Here is a 16280-nt window from a genome sequence, read left to right on the forward strand (position 1 = left end):
GTCAGCAGACTTTGTTCACCCGGTATTGACCCCGTCGGCATGCGAGATTGCCGCAATCGGCGTACACCTTCAGATATGGCTTCGGTGCTGGAGTACGACCTCGTCGTGATCGGTTCGGGTCCCGGGGGGCAGAAGGCTGCCATCGCGGCGGCGAAGCTCGGCAAGACGGTCGCGGTCATCGAGCGCGGTCGAATGCTCGGCGGTGTCTGCGTGAACACCGGGACCATCCCGTCCAAGACGCTTCGCGAAGCGGTGGTGTACCTGACCGGCATGAGCCAGCGCGAGCTCTACGGCGCCAGCTACCGGGTCAAGGAGAAGATCACGCCTGCCGACCTGCTGGCCCGCACCACCCACGTCATCACCAAGGAGCAGGATGTGGTGCGCGGCCAGCTGATGCGCAACCGGGTCGACCTCATCACCGGGCACGGCCGGTTCCTGGACGACCACACGCTCTGTGTCGACGACCAGACCCGCGGCGAAAAGACCACTGTCCGGGGCGAATACATCGTCATCGCCACCGGCACCAAGCCGGCGCGCCCGGCCGGGGTCGAATTCGACGACGACCGGGTGCTCGACTCCGACGGCATCCTCGACCTCAAGTCGCTCCCGTCGTCGATGGTGGTCGTGGGCGCGGGCGTGATCGGCATCGAATACGCGTCGATGTTCGCCGCGCTCGGCACAAAGGTCACCGTCGTCGAGAAGCGCGACAACATGCTGGACTTCTGCGATCCCGAAGTCGTCGAGGCGCTGAAGTTCCACCTTCGCGACCTTGCGGTGACGTTCCGCTTCGGCGTGGAGGTGACGGCCGTCGACGTCGGCGGCGCGGGCACGGTGACAACGCTGGCCAGCGGGAAACAGATCCCCGCCGAGACGGTGATGTACTCGGCGGGTCGGCAGGGCCAGACCGAACACCTCGACGCGGAGAACGCCGGGCTGGAGATCGACAGCCGCGGAAGGATATTCGTCGACGACCAGTTCCAGACCAAGGTCGACCACATCTACGCCGTCGGTGATGTGATCGGCTTTCCGGCGCTGGCAGCCACGTCGATGGACCAGGGCAGGCTGGCTGCCTACCACGCGTTCGGCGAGCCGGTGAGGGGCATGACGGAGCTGCAGCCGATCGGCATCTACTCGATCCCCGAGGTGTCCTACGTCGGCGCCACGGAGGTCGATCTGACTCGCGACTCCATCCCGTACGAGGTGGGGGTGTCGCGGTACCGCGAGCTGGCGCGCGGCCAGATCGCGGGTGATTCGTACGGCATGCTCAAGCTCCTGGTCTCGACCGAGGACCTGAAGCTGCTCGGAGTCCACATCTTCGGGACGAGTGCCACCGAGCTGGTTCACATCGGGCAGGCGGTGATGGGCTGTGGCGGCACCGTCGACTATCTCGTCGACGCGGTATTCAATTACCCGACGTTCTCGGAGGCCTACAAGGTCGCGGCGCTGGACGTGATGAACAAGCTGCGCGCGCTCAGCCAGTTCCGCACCTAGACCTCAGCAGTCGTCGTCGAACACCGCGGGGGCTTCATCACCGGGACCACCCGCTTCGGCGCGCGCCAAGAGTGCAACCACTTCACCGTCGAACGGCGGGGAGTACGAGACGCTTTCATCGCACCCGCCGCCGTCGAACCCACCGGTCAGTCCTGTGATGGTCGGCCCGGTCGTCCATGGTGCGCCACTGGTTCCGTCGACAAGCCCGCCGCACGGCAGCGACGGGAAGCCGCCCGGCGCCAGTTCCGTTGCCGACTTGCAGCCGACCGGGCCGCCACCGACGCCGAGCCCGTATCCGGTGACGTTGACCACGGTGCCCGGTTTCGGTGCGGCACCGATGGTCAGCCCTCCGCCTGCCGTGTCTTCGAGCGTCCCTGCGCCATCGTGGGCGACTCGCAGTATTGCGAAGTCGGCCAACGGATCCTGGTTCGTCACCCATCGGGGGTCCAGGTAGATGGAGTCGACTCGCCAGACATCGGACGGGTCGGCGGCGCCGGAGAAGCCGGCGACGAATGTGGTGTCGACACCACCGGCCACGCAGTGTGCGGCGGTGAGGATCAGGTCGCCGTCCTTCGAGTCGAGTACGCCCGCGGTGCATGTATGCAGGTCCCCCGCTCCGAGAAACAGCGCGCCGATCCTGGCGTCAGGTGCCACGGGGGCGGCGGTCAGCTTCGTCGTCGTCGTTGTATGGCTCGGTGCGTGAGTTTCCGGCAAGGCCGTCTTGCTGCAACCGGCAGTGACCGCCAACAGCCCGACCACCAGCACCGCAGACACCCGCATGGCACCTGATCTTGCCCGACTTCGGCGAGTGAGACACTGGAGGTCGCGGTGTTCTAGGAGGTGAGCCCAATCAGCGACGAGCACGACAAACAGGACCAGCGCTACCAACCCGACCACAGCGGCATGTACGAGCTGGAGTTTCCGGCGCCGCAATTGTCGTCGTCAGACGGACGCGGGCCGGTTTTGGTCCACGCCCTTGAGGGATTCTCGGACGCCGGGCATGCGATCCGGCTGTCCGCCCAACACCTGAAGGACACCCTGGATACGGAGTTGGTGGCGTCGTTCGCCATCGACGAACTGCTGGACTACCGGTCGCGGCGGCCGTTGATGACGTTCAAGACCGACCACTTCACCCATTACGAGGAACCCGAGCTGAGCCTGTACGCCCTGCGCGACATTGTGGGGACGCCGTTCCTGCTGCTTGCCGGCATGGAGCCGGACTTGCGCTGGGAGCGCTTCATCACGGCGGTGCGGCTGCTGGCCGAGCGGCTCGACGTCCGGCAGACCATCGGGCTGGGCACCATCCCGATGGCGGTCCCGCACACCCGTCCCATGACGCTGACGGCGCACGCCAACAACAAGGAGCTGATCGCGGGCCACACGCCGTGGGTCGGCGAGGTGCAGGTGCCCGGCAGCGTGTCCAACCTGCTGGAGTTCCGGATGGCCCAGCACGGACACGATGTGGTCGGGTTCACGGTGCACGTGCCGCACTACCTCGCCCAGACCGACTACCCGGCCGCCGCCGAGGCGCTGCTGGTGCAGGTCGCCAAGGCCGGCTCGTTGCAGCTGCCGCTGGCCGCGCTGTCGGAGGCGGCCGCCGAAGTGGCGGCGAAGGTCGAAGAACAGGTCGGCGGTAGCAGCGAGGTTGCTCAAGTGGTGGAGGCCCTTGAGCGCCAGTACGATGCGTTCATCGAAGCCCAGGAGAACAAATCACTGCTGGCACGCGATGAGGATCTGCCCAGCGGTGACGAGCTCGGCGCCGAGTTCGAGCGCTTTCTCGCGCAGCAGGACAAGAAGAGACCAAAAGGCTTCCCAGACGGGGACGACGGCATTTAGGCCGCCACCCGCTCCGACGACGAGGTTGGCGACATGACAGCGCGAAAGCCAGGAAAGCCCAATCTGCGTCCCGTGCGTGAGCTGACGCCCACATTGCAATATCGCACCATCCACGGCTACCGCCGGGCATACCGGATCGCCGGATCGGGTCCCGCGATACTGCTGATCCATGGGATCGGCGACAACTCCACCACGTGGAGCAGCGTGCAGTCCACGCTCGCGCAGCGCTTCACCGTTATCGCCCCCGACCTGCTCGGCCACGGGAAGTCGGACAAGCCGCGCGCCGACTACTCCGTTGCGGCATACGCGAACGGGATGCGCGATCTGCTCAGCGTGCTCGACATCGAGCGGGTCACTGTGGTCGGGCATTCGCTCGGTGGTGGCGTCGCGATGCAATTCGCCTACCAGTTCCCGCAATTGGTGGACCGGCTGATCCTGGTCGGCGCCGGCGGGGTGACCAAGGACGTCAACTTCGCTCTTCGGATCGCCTCCCTTCCTATGGGCACCGAGGCGCTCGCGGTGCTGCGGCTGCCGTTGGTGCTGCCCGCGGTGCAGGTGGCGGGACGGGTGGCCGGACTGGCGATCGGTAGAACCTCGCTGGGCCGCGATCTGCCCGAGATGCTGCGGATTCTGCGGGATCTGCCGGAGCCGACCGCGTCATCGGCTTTCGCCCGCACGCTTCGTGCCGTCGTCGACTGGCGCGGCCAGGTGGTCACCATGCTTGACCGATGTTATCTGACGGAATCGGTTCCCGTTCAATTGATTTGGGGATCGCACGATTCAGTGATCCCGGTGAGTCACGCGCAACTTGCACACGCTGCGATGCCCGGCTCGCAGCTGGAGATCTTCAACGGGTCCGGGCACTTCCCTTTCCACGACGATCCCGACCGCTTCGTCGAAGTCGTGGAGCGGTTCATCGGTTCCACCGAACCGGCCACCTATGACCAGGATCTACTGCGCGGTCTGCTTCGCGACGGAATAGGCGAGGGCATGATCACCGGATCGATCGACACCCGGGTCGCGGTGCTCGACGCGATGGGTACCGATGAACGCAGCGCCACCTGATCTGAACCGCTGCGCCACGTCGTAGCATCGGGCTCATGGCCATCGACGTGACAGTGCTGCGTGTCTTCACAGACGCGGACGGGCAGTTCGGTAACCCACTCGGCGTCGTGGACGCGAGCGCGGTGGACCCCAGCGACCGGCAGCGGATCGCCACCGAATTGGGTTACAGCGAAACAATATTCGTCGATGTGCCTCAGCCTGGTTCCAACACTGCACACGCCCGGATCTTCACCCCGGCCACCGAACTGCCCTTCGCGGGCCATCCGACCGTTGGCGCGTCATGGTGGCTGCGCGACATCGGCCGTCCGGTCCACACACTGCAGGTGCCCGCCGGAGTGGTCGCGGTCGACTACGACGGCGACATGGTCGCCGTCAGGGCGCGTGCCGAGTGGGCACCGGATTTCGCGATCTATGACCTCGACTCCGCCGAGGAGCTTTTCGCCGCCGAACCGGACGACTATTCCGACGACGTAGAGCATTATCTGTGGACGTGGACCGACTGGGACAACGGCGTGCTGCGCTCCCGGATGTTCGCCGCCGGTCTCGGCGTGCCCGAGGACGAGGCGACCGGCGCGGCGGCGGTGCGCATCACCGACTACCTCAGCCGCGACCTCACCATCGTGCAAGGCAAGGGTTCGGTCATTGCGACGCGATGGAGCGCTGACGGTTGGGTACGGGTGGCGGGACGAGTGGTGAACGACGGGACCAAGCAGATCAGCTGACGACTGAGGTCAGCCCGAGGTCGGAACCTCGCGGTGGGCCCGCAGCGCCTCGATCTCACGCTCGAAGTCATCGGCCGACGAAAAGGACCGGTACACCGACGCGAACCGGAGGTAGGCGACCTCGTCGAGATCCCGGAGCGGACCGAGTATCGCCAGTCCGACCTCGTGGCTGGGCACTTCCGGCGAGCCCGTGGCGCGCACGGTGTCCTCGACCTGCTGCGCCAGCAGGTTGAGGGCGTCGTCGTCGACCTGCCTGCCCTGACACGCCCGACGGACTCCCTTGATGACCTTCTCGCGGCTGAACGGCTCGGTGACACCGCTGCGCTTGACGACGGCGAGTACGGCGGTCTCCACAGTGGTGAACCGGCGACCACACTCCGGACATGACCTGCGGCGCCGGATCGCCTGACCCTCATCGGTTTCCCTGGAGTCGACGACCCGCGAATCGGGGTGGCGGCAGAACGGACAGTGCATGACTGCTCCTTCGCCGCGCCGACAGACTCCTACCTCGAACGCCTTCGAGCGTACCTTTGCGCAGCCCTCGGATCCCAGTGTCCGGGTGATTGATGTCTGTCGCGCCGGCGCTTCGGCCATGGCCGTTGTGCGGCAGCGCGTTTCACCGCGCACGATCTGGTCAGCCGATCGGCGCGATGAGTGTCTGCCCGGCATCGAGCGAGGCCGACTCGAGTTTGTTGAGCTCGCGGATGCGATCGACGACGTGCGCGACCGGCGCATCGGGTGCAACGCGATGGGCGACCTGCGCCAGCGTCTCCCCCGACTGCACCTGGACCACGGCAAGCGTATTGGGCACCGGCGACGACGAGTCCGCGGCACCGACGACCCCGCCGAACTGGGCCACCACACCGAGCCACACCGTGATCAGCGCGGCCAGCAGGGCGAGGCCCACAGTGGTGGCCGGTGTGATGGGACGCCTGCGATGGGAGGCGCGGGACATCACCACACCGGGACCGCGGTAGTGCAACGGCGCGCCACCGGGCCGCCGCCTGCTCTGCGGCGCTCGAGACGGCCGTCGGGCCGCGGACGGGCGGTAATACCCCCGCGGAACCGGTGCTGTCAGGACTTCTCGGGTGTCCAGAACTGTCATCTGCCTCGCCTTCCGCTTCGCTGGTTCGCCTGTGTGTTCGAACCATAGTCGATCATGCGTTCGAATAATAGAACATGTGATCGAACTGTTGCGAAACGATAGAACAGGGCACCGACAAGTTCTTCCGGCGCTGGTCGAGTGCCTGCGAATCGCGACACGCCTCGAACACATGTTTGATTATCGAGGCTGCGACGACTACATTCGGCGCCATGAGCGAGGACCGCACCGGCACGCAGAACACCGCAGCACCCGAAGGTCTGACCGAACGGCAGCGCACCATACTGCAGGTCATCAAGGCGTCGGTGACCAGCCGCGGGTACCCCCCGAGCATCAGGGAGATCGGCGACGCGGTGGGCCTGACGTCCACCTCGTCGGTGGCACATCAGCTGCGGACGCTGGAGCGAAAAGGCTACCTGCGCCGCGATCCGAACCGGCCCCGTGCCGTCGACGTGCGTGGCGCCGACGAAATGGTGACGCCCATCGTGAGCACCGACGTGGCCGGCTCGGACGCACTGCCCGAACCGACGTTCGTGCCGGTGCTGGGCCGCATCGCGGCGGGCGGACCGATCCTGGCAGAAGAGGCGGTAGAGGACGTCTTCCCGCTCCCCCGCGAGCTTGTCGGTGAAGGCTCGCTATTCCTGCTGAAGGTGGTCGGCGACTCGATGGTGGACGCGGCAATCTGCGACGGCGACTGGGTCGTCATCCGTCAGCAGAACGTCGCCGACAACGGCGATATCGTCGCGGCGATGATCGACGGCGAGGCCACCGTGAAGACGTTCAAGCGCACCCGCGGACAGGTCTGGCTGATGCCGCACAATCCGGCCTTCGACCCGATCCCCGGCAATGACGCCGCGGTGCTCGGCAAGGTCGTCACCGTGATCAGGAAGATCTGAGCCTAGTCCGCCTCGACGAATCCGTTGGCCATGGCGACTTGCTCGTTGACGAAGTAGATCTCGGCCGGAATGTGGTCGTAGAGGTCGCTTTCCGGTCCCCAGTACAAACCTGACTTCGTGTCCGCCTTGATCGGGTATCCGGTCGGGGCCAGATACGGGTCGTCAAGCGGTAGGTGAATCGCAGTCTGTGCACTCGCCGGGTCACTCGGGCTGACGTGCAAAGCGGGTGTCGGAACGGCTTCGGGCTCGCGCAATTCATTCTGCGGTTCGTCGAGTGCAACCGCCGAGTGGCGACCGGAATCCGGCTCCGGTTCGGACGCGATCGGCGTCGGCGCGGTGTCGGACTCGTCGGGTTCGGGCTCGAGCTCAGAAAACTCGTCCCCGTCGTCGCCGGTGTCCTCGAACGGATCGCGACCGGGCCCGCCTAATCCGTACCGCGCGGAACCGCCCTGCCGGCCGAAACTCTCGGCCAGCTGCACCCTGCCGTGGTCCTCGGGGTCAGCCAGCCGCAGCGCCTCCGCCTCGGCCTCGTCGTCGTGGGCGGCGTCGACGTCGAACTCGTCGTCAGGCCGATCCAGGTCGTCACCGCCCCGGTTCCGCAGCGTCGCAACCACAATCAGCCCGACGACGATCAGCAGCGGTATCCCGGCGAGCAGCCACCACCACGACGGCGTGAACCAGTTGCGCTCACCCTTGTCCGACGCACCATCCCCGGATGCATCCCCCGGGGGTTCGTAGCCGGGCACCTGAAGGCCGGCCAGACCGGAGGCCAGGTTGGCCGGCTCGGTGCTGAACTTGTTGGTCTGCTTGTCCCAGGAGATCTCGCCGCCGGTGAATCGTTGCGAGACGACGTTTCCGTCCTCGGCCTGGTCGGCCACCGGGGGCCCGAGTGAACCGGCGGCGCCGCCGAGCTTGTCCCACGCGGCGTTCATCGCCCCGCGAACGATGAACGCGCCGTAGTCAGGTGTCCAGAAGATGACCGGCTTGTCCTGTGCGGCGAAGGTGCTGACCCGGCTGCCCGTCGTCAGGCCGCCGTCGGTTTCGTTGCTGGTCGGCAGGCCCAGATCACTCTGTGCACCGCCCACGGACTCATACTTCTTGAGGACCTGCCCGCTGACCACGTTCGCGCCGGTGGCCGGGCTGTAGAAGATCTTGCCGCCGGTGAAGTCCTGGCCCGCGCCGTCCTGCCCGATCGCATACTGCGGACCCTGCTTGGCCCCGAGCGGCCCCAACGGCCCACCGGCCGCCCGCCTGGCCGCGTTGATGGCCGATGTGGCGTCTTCTGGGATGGTCAGCCCGGCGAGCTGGCCGGCCAGGTCCGGCGGAACGGTGGTGAATTCCTTCGAGGACCTGTTCCAGGTGATCTCCCCACCGGTGAATTTCTGCGAGACGAGGTCGCCCCTGAAGACCTCGTCCTCGGTGGGCACTCCCACAGGACCGGCCGAACCGCCGAGCTTGTCCCACGCCGCGTTGATCGCACCGCGTACGACGTGGGCGCCGGTGTCGGGGGTCCAGAAGATGACGGGCTTGTCGACCGCGCTGAACGTGGTGTTGCGGCTGTCGGTGGCCCGGCCCGGGCCCTCATCGATCGTGGGAAAGCCCAGGTCGCCGTCGCCGGGCCCACCGAGTGACTCGTACTTTTCCAGGATCGCGCCCGCCATGATGTGCGCACCGGTGTCCGGGGTGAAGAAGATCTTGCCGCCCGCGTAGTTCTGGCCGAAGCCGCCACCGATCGGATAGAGGCCACCGTCACCGGGTCCCAGCGGGCCGGTGGCGCCGCCGCCGGCGTCGTACGCCCTGTTTATCGCGTCCGTGGCATCGGATTCGGGGGTCGCCGTCGCCGACGGAGCCAGCACGAGGGCAACGGTTGCGGCCAGCACAGCCGCCACTGCACGACCGAACAGAGAGTTCAGCAGGGCACGCTCCCCACTCATCCACCCTCCCCGTCCTACGGCAAAGTCCCCCTGAAACTAGCGCGTTCATCAGCCGTGCGTCTGATAGACACGGTAACGATAGGGATATGCGGTGCCCGGGGACCGCAATTGTTCGCAGATCCAAGCCTGTGAGTGCGTGCGATCAAACGCCCAGCGAGCGTCCGATGATCTCCTTCATGATCTCCGTGGTGCCGCCGTAGATGGTCTGCACCCGAGCGTCCAGATACGCGCGCGCAACGGGGTATTCCCTCATGTATCCGTAGCCGCCGTGCAACTGCAGGCATCGGTCGACCAGGTGCACCTGTTTCTCGGTCGAATACCACTTCGCCATTGCGGCCTGCTCCGCGGAGAGTTTCTCGTCCAGGTGCAGCCGGATGAACTCGTCGACCATGATGCGCACTGCCGTTGCCTCCGTGGACAATTCGGCCAACAGGAACCGGCTGTTCTGCTGACTGCCGATCGGCCTGCCAAAGGCCTTGCGCTCCTTCGCGTATTGCAGTGTCTCCGACAGCACGGCTTCCATGGCAGCAGCCGCCATCACTGCGATGTTGAGCCGCTCCTGAGGCAGGTTCTGCATCAGGTAGATGAAGCCCATGCCCTCCTCGCCCAGCAGGTTCTCGACGGGCACCTTGACGTCGGTGAACGACAACTCGGCGGTGTCCTGGGCGTCCAGCCCGATCTTCTCCAGGTGACGGCCGCGCTCGAAACCCTCCATACCGCGCTCGACGACCAACAGCGAGAAGCCTTGCGCCCCCTTGTCGGGATCGGTGCAGGCGACCACGATCACCAGGTCGGCGTTGATGCCGTTGGTGATGAACGTCTTGGCGCCGTTGAGCACATAGTGGTCACCCTCTTTGACCGCCCTGGTCTTGATGCCCTGCAGGTCACTGCCCGTGCCGGGCTCGGTCATGGCGATCGCGGTGATGAACTCGCCGGTGCAGAACTTGGGCAGCCAACGCTGCTTCTGCTCCTCGTCGGTGAGGTTGAGCAGATACGGCGCGATGATGTCGTTGTGCAGGCCGAAACCCAGGCCGCTGAACCGGCCCGCGGTGGTTTCCTCGGTCAGCACCACGTTGTAGCGGAAGTCGGGATTACCGCCGCCGCCGTACTCCTCCGGCACCGCCATGCCGAGAAAGCCCTGCTTACCGGCTTCCAGCCAGACTCCGCGGTCGACGATCTTGTCCTTTTCCCACTGGTCGTGGAACGGCGCCACATGGCGATCAAGGAAGCCGCGATAGGACTCGCGGAACAAATCGTGCTCGGGCTCGAAAAGGGTGCGCTCGTACTTGACGACGTTGCCCATGGAGGACCTCCAGTGATAAGCGGGGGGTTTGTTCTCGACGATATACCACCCAACCGGATGGTTGGTTACCGGGTGAACGCGGACAGAAATAGACTTTCCCCATGGGCGTGACGGAGTCGCTGCAGGTCGTTGACGGTGGCCGCCCGATCGCGTTCACATTCGAGGACATGATGGCCTACCACGGACCCCACTCTCCCGCGGGTGTGGCGATGGCGTTCAAGGTCATGCAGCGCGCGTTCGGCCATCTCTCGGCAGGCCTGCCGCCGCCGCGGCGCTCTATCGCCGTTCGAACGGCTTTCCGTGGGCCGGGTGCGCGCGACGGGTTCGAAGTGGTCACGCGCGGCGTCACCGAGGGTCGGTACACGGTGGACCGGTCCCTGCTGCGTTCCGATCGCGGCCGCCTGCTCGAAGATTTCGTCTTCGAGGTCACCGTCGCAGGCCAGACAGCGACATTCATCCTTCGCGACGGCTTTGTCACCGACGAGTTCACCGACTTGGCCCGCACCGAGAAGCGAACCGCCCAGCAGGACGCGCGACTCGGCGAATTGAAAGCCGAACTGGCGCAACGCATCCTTGCCACACCCCCGGCGGATGTCTTCGACATCGCGGATGTGTAGTGCCTCCCACAACCCCTGTGACCTGCACCACCGAAGATCAGTTTGCGTTTAGCGGACAGCCCGATCGGGAATGACCCTCATACGATTTCGATTCGCTAGGAGGAATTGCGCAATGGCTGACAACAACAGCGGTCCCGAAGAGGCCATCAAGGGCGTCGTCGAGGGCGTTAAGGGCAAGGCCAAGGAGGTCACGGGCGCCGTGACCGGTCGCGATGATCTCTACCGCGAGGGCCAGGCCCAGCAGGACAAGGCAGATGCCCAGCGCAACGCCGCCGAGAAGGAGGCCGAGGCCGAAAGCGCGCGCGCGGCCGCCAAGGTCGCCGAGGAGCGTCAGAAGACCGAGCAGCAGGGCTGACAGACCGTCAGGGAAAATGGGGCCGCCGAGGGGTGCCCCATTTTTCATGTCCGCGACTAGAACGTCGCGAAATCGCGAAGGCCGGCGGCCAACGAAATCGGCACGCGCGCCTTGATTCGCGTGCCTTCCGGGTTGTGCTCTGTTGCATCAACCCGACCGTCGGAATGTATGCGGGCCACCAGATCACCCCGGTCGTACGGAATCGTCACGTCGATGACAGTGTCGGTCGGCGTCACCAATTGCGCCATCCGCTGCTGCAACTGTTCCAGGCCGTCGCCGGTATGCGCGGAAACGAACACCGCACCTGGCAGCGCGCGCCGTAACTGAGCCAGTGTCAAGCCTTCTGCTGCGTCAGTCTTGTTGACCACCAACAGTTCTGGTGCAGGATGGCCATCATGATCGGCGATGACTTCGTTGATCACCTGGCGGACGGCGTTGATCTGCGCCAGCGGGTTGACGTCCGATCCGTCCACTACGTGCACAAGCAGGTCGGCGTCGACGACTTCCTCCAACGTGGACCGGAATGCCTCCACCAGTTGGGTGGGCAGATGCCGGACGAACCCAACGGTGTCAGTCAAGACGAACGGCCTGCCATCGGTGAATTCGCCTCGGCGCGTGGTGGGTTCGAGCGTGGCGAACAATGCGTTCTCCACAAGCACGCCCGCGCCGGTGAGCGCATTGAGCAGGCTGGACTTGCCCGCGTTCGTGTAGCCGACGATCGCGATGGATGCCACGTCGCTGCCGAGCCTGCGGCTGCGCTGGGTGTCGCGGATCTTCTTCATGTCCTTGATCTCGCGACGAAGCTTGGCCATCCGTTCGCGGATGCGGCGGCGGTCCGTCTCGATCTTGGTCTCACCGGGACCGCGCGTGCCGACGCCGCCGCCGCTGCCGCCTGCGCCACCGCCCTGCCGCGACATCGACTCACCCCAGCCCCGCAACCGCGGCAGCATGTACTCCATCTGGGCGTACGCCACCTGCGCCTTGCCTTCCCGGCTGGTGGCGTGCTGGGCGAAGATGTCGAGGATCAGCGCGGTGCGGTCGACGACCTTGACCTTCACCGCCTTCTCCAACGCGTTGAGCTGAGCGGGGCTGAGTTCGCCGTCGCAGATGACCGTGTCAGCTCCAGTCGCCACGACGACGTCGCGGAGCTCCTGCGCCTTGCCCGAGCCGATGTAGGTGGACGGGTCGGGCTTGTCACGTCGCTGGATCATGCCCTCGAGCACCTCGGAACCGGCCGTCTCGGCGAGCGCGGCCAGCTCGGCGAGGCTCGCGTCGGCATCGGCGGCACTACCCTCGGTCCATACTCCGACCAGCACGACGCGTTCGAGCCGCAGCTGGCGGTACTCGACCTCGGAGACGTCGGTGAGTTCGGTAGACAGACCGGCCACGCGGCGCAGCGCCGTGCGGTCTTCCAGCGCCAGCTCACCGGCGCTGGGGGTGTGGTTGATACGCGATTCGGGATACGTCATAGGCGAATAAAGATTCGCACGGAGATCACTGTTCATGCACCCCAATTAACGCTGCTGAGCATGCCACCATTCCTCAGCGATCTCACCGCCGGCCACCAGCACCGACGGGCCACGCAGGTAGCTGCTGGCGTCGGTGACGGTGACGTCCACCTGGCCCCCCGGGATGCAGACCGTAAGTGTGCCGGTCGTTGCACCCTGGTACGCCAGCGCGGCGACCGCGGCGGCGACGGTTCCCGTTCCGCACGAGCGGGTTTCGCCGACACCGCGCTCGTGTACCCGCATCGACACCGAACCACTCGACGGCGCGGTAAGGACCTCGACGTTGACGCCGTCCGGAAACTGCGCGGTGTCGAACCGTACGGGAGCCGCCACGTCCAGCGCGGCCAGCGCGGCGGTGGTCAGATCGCAGTCGACGCATGCGAGATGCGGGTTGCCGACGTCGACGGCGACCCCGGCGAATGTCCTGCCGCCGACGATGGCCTCGCCGGTGCCGAGCTGATTGGTCTTGCCCATGTCGACGGTGACGTCGGCGTTGGTTGCGTCCCAGCCGTGCAGAACGACCGGCCGCGGGCCAGCCAACGAGCCGACGACGAACTCGTCACGGGCTTCCAGGCCGGAGGCGCGCAGGTAGTGGGCAAACACCCGCGCGCCGTTGCCGCACATCTGGGCGATCGAGCCGTCGGCGTTGCGGTAGTCCATGTACCAGTCATCGGCCGCCACCCCTTCGGGCAGCCGATCGAACACCCCCGCCTCCGCCGCCGCGCCCGCGGTGGTCACGCGTAGCACGCCGTCGGCTCCGATCCCCCGTCGGCGGTCGCACAGTGCGGTCACCGCGGCGGGCTCCAGCGGCAGGCCGGCATCCAGGTCGGGCAGCAGCACGAAATCGTTCTGCGTGCCGTGACCCTTCGCGAACTTCACCAGATCAGGATACGTGCCGCCATACGCGCAGCGTGTCGTCGACATTGTCGGGGGCCGCACCGTCAAGCCAGGTGATCCGGTGGTCGCGGCGGAACCAGGACCGTTGCCGACGCACGTAGCGGCGGGTTCCGATGAATGTCGGTTCGCGTGCCGCCGTGCCCTCACCGCCGCCGTCGAGGTCCTCGATCACTTGGGCGTACCCCAGTGCGCGCGAAGCGGTCACGCCGTCACGCAGTCCCCGGCCCAGCAGCGAACGCACCTCGTCGACGAGACCGTCGGTGAACATCTTGTCGGTGCGCCTCTGCAGACGTTCGTCGAGAACGGCTGTCTGCCAATCCAACCCGACGATGGCGGTATCCCAGCGGGGCACACCGATGGGCGGCGCCGATGCCGCGAACGGCCTTCCGGTGAGCTCGATGACCTCCAGTGCCCGCACGATGCGCCTGCCGTCGGTGGCCAGGATCGACGAGGCCGCCGCCGAGTCGAGGTGGACCAGCTCCTCGTGCAGCGCGGCGGCGCCGATCTGGGCCAGCCGCTGCTCCCACTTGGCACGGACCACCGGCTCGGTGGCGGGGAACTCCCATTCGTCGAGCAGCGACTGGATGTACATCATCGAGCCCCCGACGATGATCGGCACGGCCCCTGTTGCGGTTATCCGCTCCACATCCGCGGCGGCGTCGCGCTGGTACCGCGCGACGGTCGCCGTCTCGGCGACGTCCAGCACGTCGAGCTGGTGATGGGGAATTCCGCGGCGTTCTGCGACGGGAAGCTTCGCGGTCCCGATGTCCATGCCCCGGTAGAGCTGCATGGCGTCGGCATTCACGATCTCTCCGCCGAGCCGCTCGGCCAGCGCCAAGGCAAGGGCCGACTTTCCGGTCCCGGTCGGGCCGATGATGGCCAGCGGCCTCATGGATACCAGACGCCCGCGAAATAACCGACGCCATAAGGCGCCTCGCGGTAGAGCACCTTCGCCGACCGCGGGGGCCGTCCCGCCAGCCCGGCCAGTACCTGGTAGGCCACCCGACCCACGACCGAACGTGGCAGTCGGTCCAGCGCTGCGGTGTCGCCGCAAGCCAACGCGTCGTCGAGCGCGGCCTGCACCGGAACAGAGTCCGGGTCGTAGCCCCCCGGCGCGGGCGGTGTCAGGGTGTGGACGCCGTCGGCGACGATCAGCACGCCGACGGGATCCTCCGCGTCGTCGATCTCGGCGCGCAGCCGCCTGCCAGCGTCGATCGCCGCTTCGGGGCCGTAATTGTCGGAGTACACCCGCACCTCGGCGCGCGCCTGCGGGTTGACCCGGCCCCGCACCCATCCCGTCACCAGCGCGCACAGCGGCAGTTCGCCGGGAGCGTCGACCGGGTCGTCGGACAGCGCCACGCGCAGGTCGACGCCGTAGCCCGCGAACGTGCCGGACTGATCCGGGCCGACGACCGCTTCGGCGGGACCGACGCCGACCGCGATCCATCGCTGCGGCAGTGCCGCGGCTGCCGTGACGACGGCCTCGCGCAGATTGGCCAGCTCGGTGGCGGCCGAGGCCGCAAGCTCGGGAACCATGACGGGCGCCGACGGGACGATCGCGATGGCGCTCAGCACGCCACCAAACTAACGGGCGGGCTCAGGCGGTCTGACTGGCAGACACCGTTGCCGCCTCGCCGCGCGCAAGCGCAGCCGTCGCGACCACCATCGCCGCCACCGCGACGATGAGGGTGAACCACCCCGCATCGCCCGGGCGCAGCGCCTCGCCGAGCACGACGACGCCGAGCACCGAGCCCACGAAGGGCTCGGAGACCGTCATGGTCGGCAAGGACGCCGTCAACGAACCGGCGCGGAACGACGCCTGCTGGTACGCCGTGCCTGCGATGGCGACCAGCGCCCACGCGTACAGCTCGGGGTTTCGCAGCAACGCCCACAACCCGTCGTCCAGCCGGTCCACCACACCCTTGGTCAGCACCGCGAAGACACCCCACAGCGCGCCCGATACGAATCCAAGGAGGACTGCACTGGCGGGCCCCTTGACGAAGCCCGCAGCCAGCACGCAGACCACCAACGCGGGGCCGAGGACGACCACCACCGCCGCCCACGTCTTCCAGGACGCGTGTGAGTGCCCCGCCGTCGGGTTGCCCACGGTCACGATCACCACCACCGCGGCGGCGAGCAGTACCGCCCACAGCCATTCCCACCGGGTCACCCGCCGGTGGCCGAGCCGGGCATTGATCGGCAGCGCGAACAGTAGCGATGTCACCATAATCGCCTGCACCAGCAGCACGGAGCCGAAGCCCAGGGCCGCCGCCTGCAGCGCGAATCCGACGGCCGCGACCAGGCTGCCCAGCCACCACCGGCCGTCGCGGAGCAGCCTGGTGAACAGTTCGAGGTGACTGACCGGGTCGTCGGTGACCTCATGGGCGGAGCGTTGGTGCATGACGTCGCCGATCGCGATGAACAAGGCGGCGCCGAGCGCGAGCAGGGCGGAGATGTCCGCCTTGTCCATCTACGACCTCCCGTCGTCGTCGGTGAAGAGCCTAGGCAAATGGTGGCATCGGCGTACGGGCGCCGGTCGACCTGTTTGAATAGC

General features: G+C 66.8%; 17 protein-coding genes. 7 read left to right on the forward strand and 10 right to left on the reverse strand.

Going from position 1 to position 16280, the window contains the following annotated elements:
* The first annotated feature begins 84 nt into the window (after positions 1 to 84).
* Entirely contained in the window at positions 85 to 1491 is a 1407-nt protein-coding gene (gene sthA / locus QOJ24_RS17295; RefSeq protein WP_526263423.1) for a Si-specific NAD(P)(+) transhydrogenase, read from the forward strand.
* A 3-nt stretch (positions 1492 to 1494) separates the two neighbouring features.
* On the opposite strand, the gene QOJ24_RS17300 is transcribed toward sthA, so the two are convergent.
* A complete protein-coding gene (locus tag QOJ24_RS17300; protein ID WP_526263344.1) occupies positions 1495 to 2271 on the reverse strand; it encodes a trypsin-like serine peptidase in 777 nt (258 codons plus the stop codon).
* A 123-nt stretch (positions 2272 to 2394) separates the two neighbouring features.
* On the opposite strand from QOJ24_RS17300, the gene QOJ24_RS17305 reads away from it, so the two are divergent.
* The 3 genes from QOJ24_RS17305 to QOJ24_RS17315 are packed head-to-tail and all read left to right on the forward strand — an operon-like array spanning position 2395 to position 5114.
* Positions 2395 to 3327 (forward strand): proteasome assembly chaperone family protein, encoded by a 933-nt coding sequence (locus tag QOJ24_RS17305; RefSeq protein ID WP_526263425.1) that lies wholly within the window; start codon positions 2395 to 2397, stop codon positions 3325 to 3327.
* Positions 3328 to 3360: 33 nt separating this feature from the next.
* Positions 3361 to 4392, forward strand: coding sequence for an alpha/beta fold hydrolase (locus QOJ24_RS17310; protein WP_526263346.1), 1032 nt, complete (start codon positions 3361 to 3363; stop codon positions 4390 to 4392).
* Between the two features lie 35 nt (positions 4393 to 4427).
* Positions 4428 to 5114 (forward strand): PhzF family protein, encoded by a 687-nt coding sequence (locus QOJ24_RS17315; RefSeq protein WP_526263348.1) that lies wholly within the window; start codon positions 4428 to 4430, stop codon positions 5112 to 5114.
* Between the two features lie 9 nt (positions 5115 to 5123).
* On the opposite strand, the gene nrdR is transcribed toward QOJ24_RS17315, so the two are convergent.
* A complete protein-coding gene (gene nrdR, locus QOJ24_RS17320; RefSeq protein WP_123026206.1) occupies positions 5124 to 5588 on the reverse strand; it encodes a transcriptional regulator NrdR in 465 nt (154 codons plus the stop codon).
* Between the two features lie 160 nt (positions 5589 to 5748).
* Entirely contained in the window at positions 5749 to 6219 is a 471-nt protein-coding gene (locus QOJ24_RS17325) for a LysM peptidoglycan-binding domain-containing protein (protein WP_526263350.1), read from the reverse strand.
* Positions 6220 to 6428: 209 nt separating this feature from the next.
* Between QOJ24_RS17325 and lexA the strand changes: the two genes are divergently transcribed.
* Positions 6429 to 7112 (forward strand): transcriptional repressor LexA, encoded by a 684-nt coding sequence (gene lexA / locus QOJ24_RS17330; protein ID WP_526263352.1) that lies wholly within the window; start codon positions 6429 to 6431, stop codon positions 7110 to 7112.
* 2 nt (positions 7113 to 7114) lie between these two features.
* On the opposite strand, the gene QOJ24_RS17335 is transcribed toward lexA, so the two are convergent.
* Together QOJ24_RS17335 and QOJ24_RS17340 are read right to left on the reverse strand one after the other, a co-directional pair.
* The gene (locus QOJ24_RS17335; RefSeq protein WP_526263354.1) at positions 7115 to 9046 is read right to left on the reverse strand and encodes a sunset domain-containing protein; all 1932 of its coding nucleotides are present in this window, start codon (positions 9044 to 9046) and stop codon (positions 7115 to 7117) included.
* A 142-nt stretch (positions 9047 to 9188) separates the two neighbouring features.
* Positions 9189 to 10349, reverse strand: a complete 1161-nt coding sequence (locus QOJ24_RS17340) for an acyl-CoA dehydrogenase family protein (protein WP_526263356.1) — start codon at positions 10347 to 10349, stop codon at positions 9189 to 9191.
* A 101-nt stretch (positions 10350 to 10450) separates the two neighbouring features.
* Between QOJ24_RS17340 and QOJ24_RS17345 the strand changes: the two genes are divergently transcribed.
* Together QOJ24_RS17345 and mbp1 are read left to right on the forward strand one after the other, a co-directional pair.
* The gene (locus QOJ24_RS17345; protein WP_526263358.1) at positions 10451 to 10966 is read left to right on the forward strand and encodes a hypothetical protein; all 516 of its coding nucleotides are present in this window, start codon (positions 10451 to 10453) and stop codon (positions 10964 to 10966) included.
* A 112-nt stretch (positions 10967 to 11078) separates the two neighbouring features.
* Entirely contained in the window at positions 11079 to 11321 is a 243-nt protein-coding gene (mbp1, locus tag QOJ24_RS17350) for a microaggregate-binding protein 1 (protein WP_526263360.1), read from the forward strand.
* A 56-nt stretch (positions 11322 to 11377) separates the two neighbouring features.
* Here the strand turns inward: mbp1 and hflX are convergent, their stop codons facing one another.
* The 5 genes from hflX to QOJ24_RS17375 are packed head-to-tail and all read right to left on the reverse strand — an operon-like array spanning position 11378 to position 16196.
* Positions 11378 to 12790 (reverse strand): GTPase HflX, encoded by a 1413-nt coding sequence (gene hflX / locus QOJ24_RS17355; protein ID WP_526263362.1) that lies wholly within the window; start codon positions 12788 to 12790, stop codon positions 11378 to 11380.
* Between the two features lie 45 nt (positions 12791 to 12835).
* On the reverse strand, positions 12836 to 13708 hold the full coding sequence (gene dapF, locus QOJ24_RS17360; protein ID WP_526263364.1) for a diaminopimelate epimerase: 873 nt from the start codon (positions 13706 to 13708) through the stop codon (positions 12836 to 12838).
* Positions 13709 to 13712: 4 nt separating this feature from the next.
* Positions 13713 to 14618 carry a tRNA (adenosine(37)-N6)-dimethylallyltransferase MiaA gene (gene miaA / locus QOJ24_RS17365; protein ID WP_526263366.1) on the reverse strand — a complete coding sequence of 302 codons (906 nt, stop codon included), beginning with the start codon at positions 14616 to 14618 and terminating at the stop codon, positions 13713 to 13715.
* Positions 14615 to 15301 carry a class III extradiol ring-cleavage dioxygenase family protein gene (locus QOJ24_RS17370; protein WP_526263368.1) on the reverse strand — a complete coding sequence of 229 codons (687 nt, stop codon included), beginning with the start codon at positions 15299 to 15301 and terminating at the stop codon, positions 14615 to 14617. The genes miaA and QOJ24_RS17370 overlap by 4 nt, the downstream gene beginning before the upstream one ends.
* A gap of 22 nt (positions 15302 to 15323) precedes the next feature.
* The gene (locus tag QOJ24_RS17375; RefSeq protein ID WP_526263370.1) at positions 15324 to 16196 is read right to left on the reverse strand and encodes a DMT family transporter; all 873 of its coding nucleotides are present in this window, start codon (positions 16194 to 16196) and stop codon (positions 15324 to 15326) included.
* Between the last annotated feature and the right edge of the window lie 84 nt (positions 16197 to 16280).

Source organism: Mycobacterium sp., from assembly GCF_032159775.1.
Lineage (GTDB): Bacteria > Actinomycetota > Actinomycetes > Mycobacteriales > Mycobacteriaceae > Mycobacterium.

Coding starts and splice junctions, on each gene's coding strand:
- QOJ24_RS17300 (WP_526263344.1), bottom strand. CDS start 2,271: ATGCGGGTGTCTGCGGTGCTGGTGGTCGGGCTGTTGGCGGTCACTGCC.
- QOJ24_RS17305 (WP_526263425.1), top strand. CDS start 2,395: ATGTACGAGCTGGAGTTTCCGGCGCCGCAATTGTCGTCGTCAGACGGA.
- QOJ24_RS17310 (WP_526263346.1), top strand. CDS start 3,361: ATGACAGCGCGAAAGCCAGGAAAGCCCAATCTGCGTCCCGTGCGTGAG.
- QOJ24_RS17315 (WP_526263348.1), top strand. CDS start 4,428: ATGGCCATCGACGTGACAGTGCTGCGTGTCTTCACAGACGCGGACGGG.
- nrdR (WP_123026206.1), bottom strand. CDS start 5,588: ATGCACTGTCCGTTCTGCCGCCACCCCGATTCGCGGGTCGTCGACTCC.
- QOJ24_RS17325 (WP_526263350.1), bottom strand. CDS start 6,219: ATGACAGTTCTGGACACCCGAGAAGTCCTGACAGCACCGGTTCCGCGG.
- lexA (WP_526263352.1), top strand. CDS start 6,429: ATGAGCGAGGACCGCACCGGCACGCAGAACACCGCAGCACCCGAAGGT.
- QOJ24_RS17335 (WP_526263354.1), bottom strand. CDS start 9,046: ATGAGTGGGGAGCGTGCCCTGCTGAACTCTCTGTTCGGTCGTGCAGTG.
- QOJ24_RS17340 (WP_526263356.1), bottom strand. CDS start 10,349: ATGGGCAACGTCGTCAAGTACGAGCGCACCCTTTTCGAGCCCGAGCAC.
- QOJ24_RS17345 (WP_526263358.1), top strand. CDS start 10,451: ATGGGCGTGACGGAGTCGCTGCAGGTCGTTGACGGTGGCCGCCCGATC.
- mbp1 (WP_526263360.1), top strand. CDS start 11,079: ATGGCTGACAACAACAGCGGTCCCGAAGAGGCCATCAAGGGCGTCGTC.
- hflX (WP_526263362.1), bottom strand. CDS start 12,790: ATGACGTATCCCGAATCGCGTATCAACCACACCCCCAGCGCCGGTGAG.
- miaA (WP_526263366.1), bottom strand. CDS start 14,618: ATGAGGCCGCTGGCCATCATCGGCCCGACCGGGACCGGAAAGTCGGCC.
- QOJ24_RS17375 (WP_526263370.1), bottom strand. CDS start 16,196: ATGGACAAGGCGGACATCTCCGCCCTGCTCGCGCTCGGCGCCGCCTTG.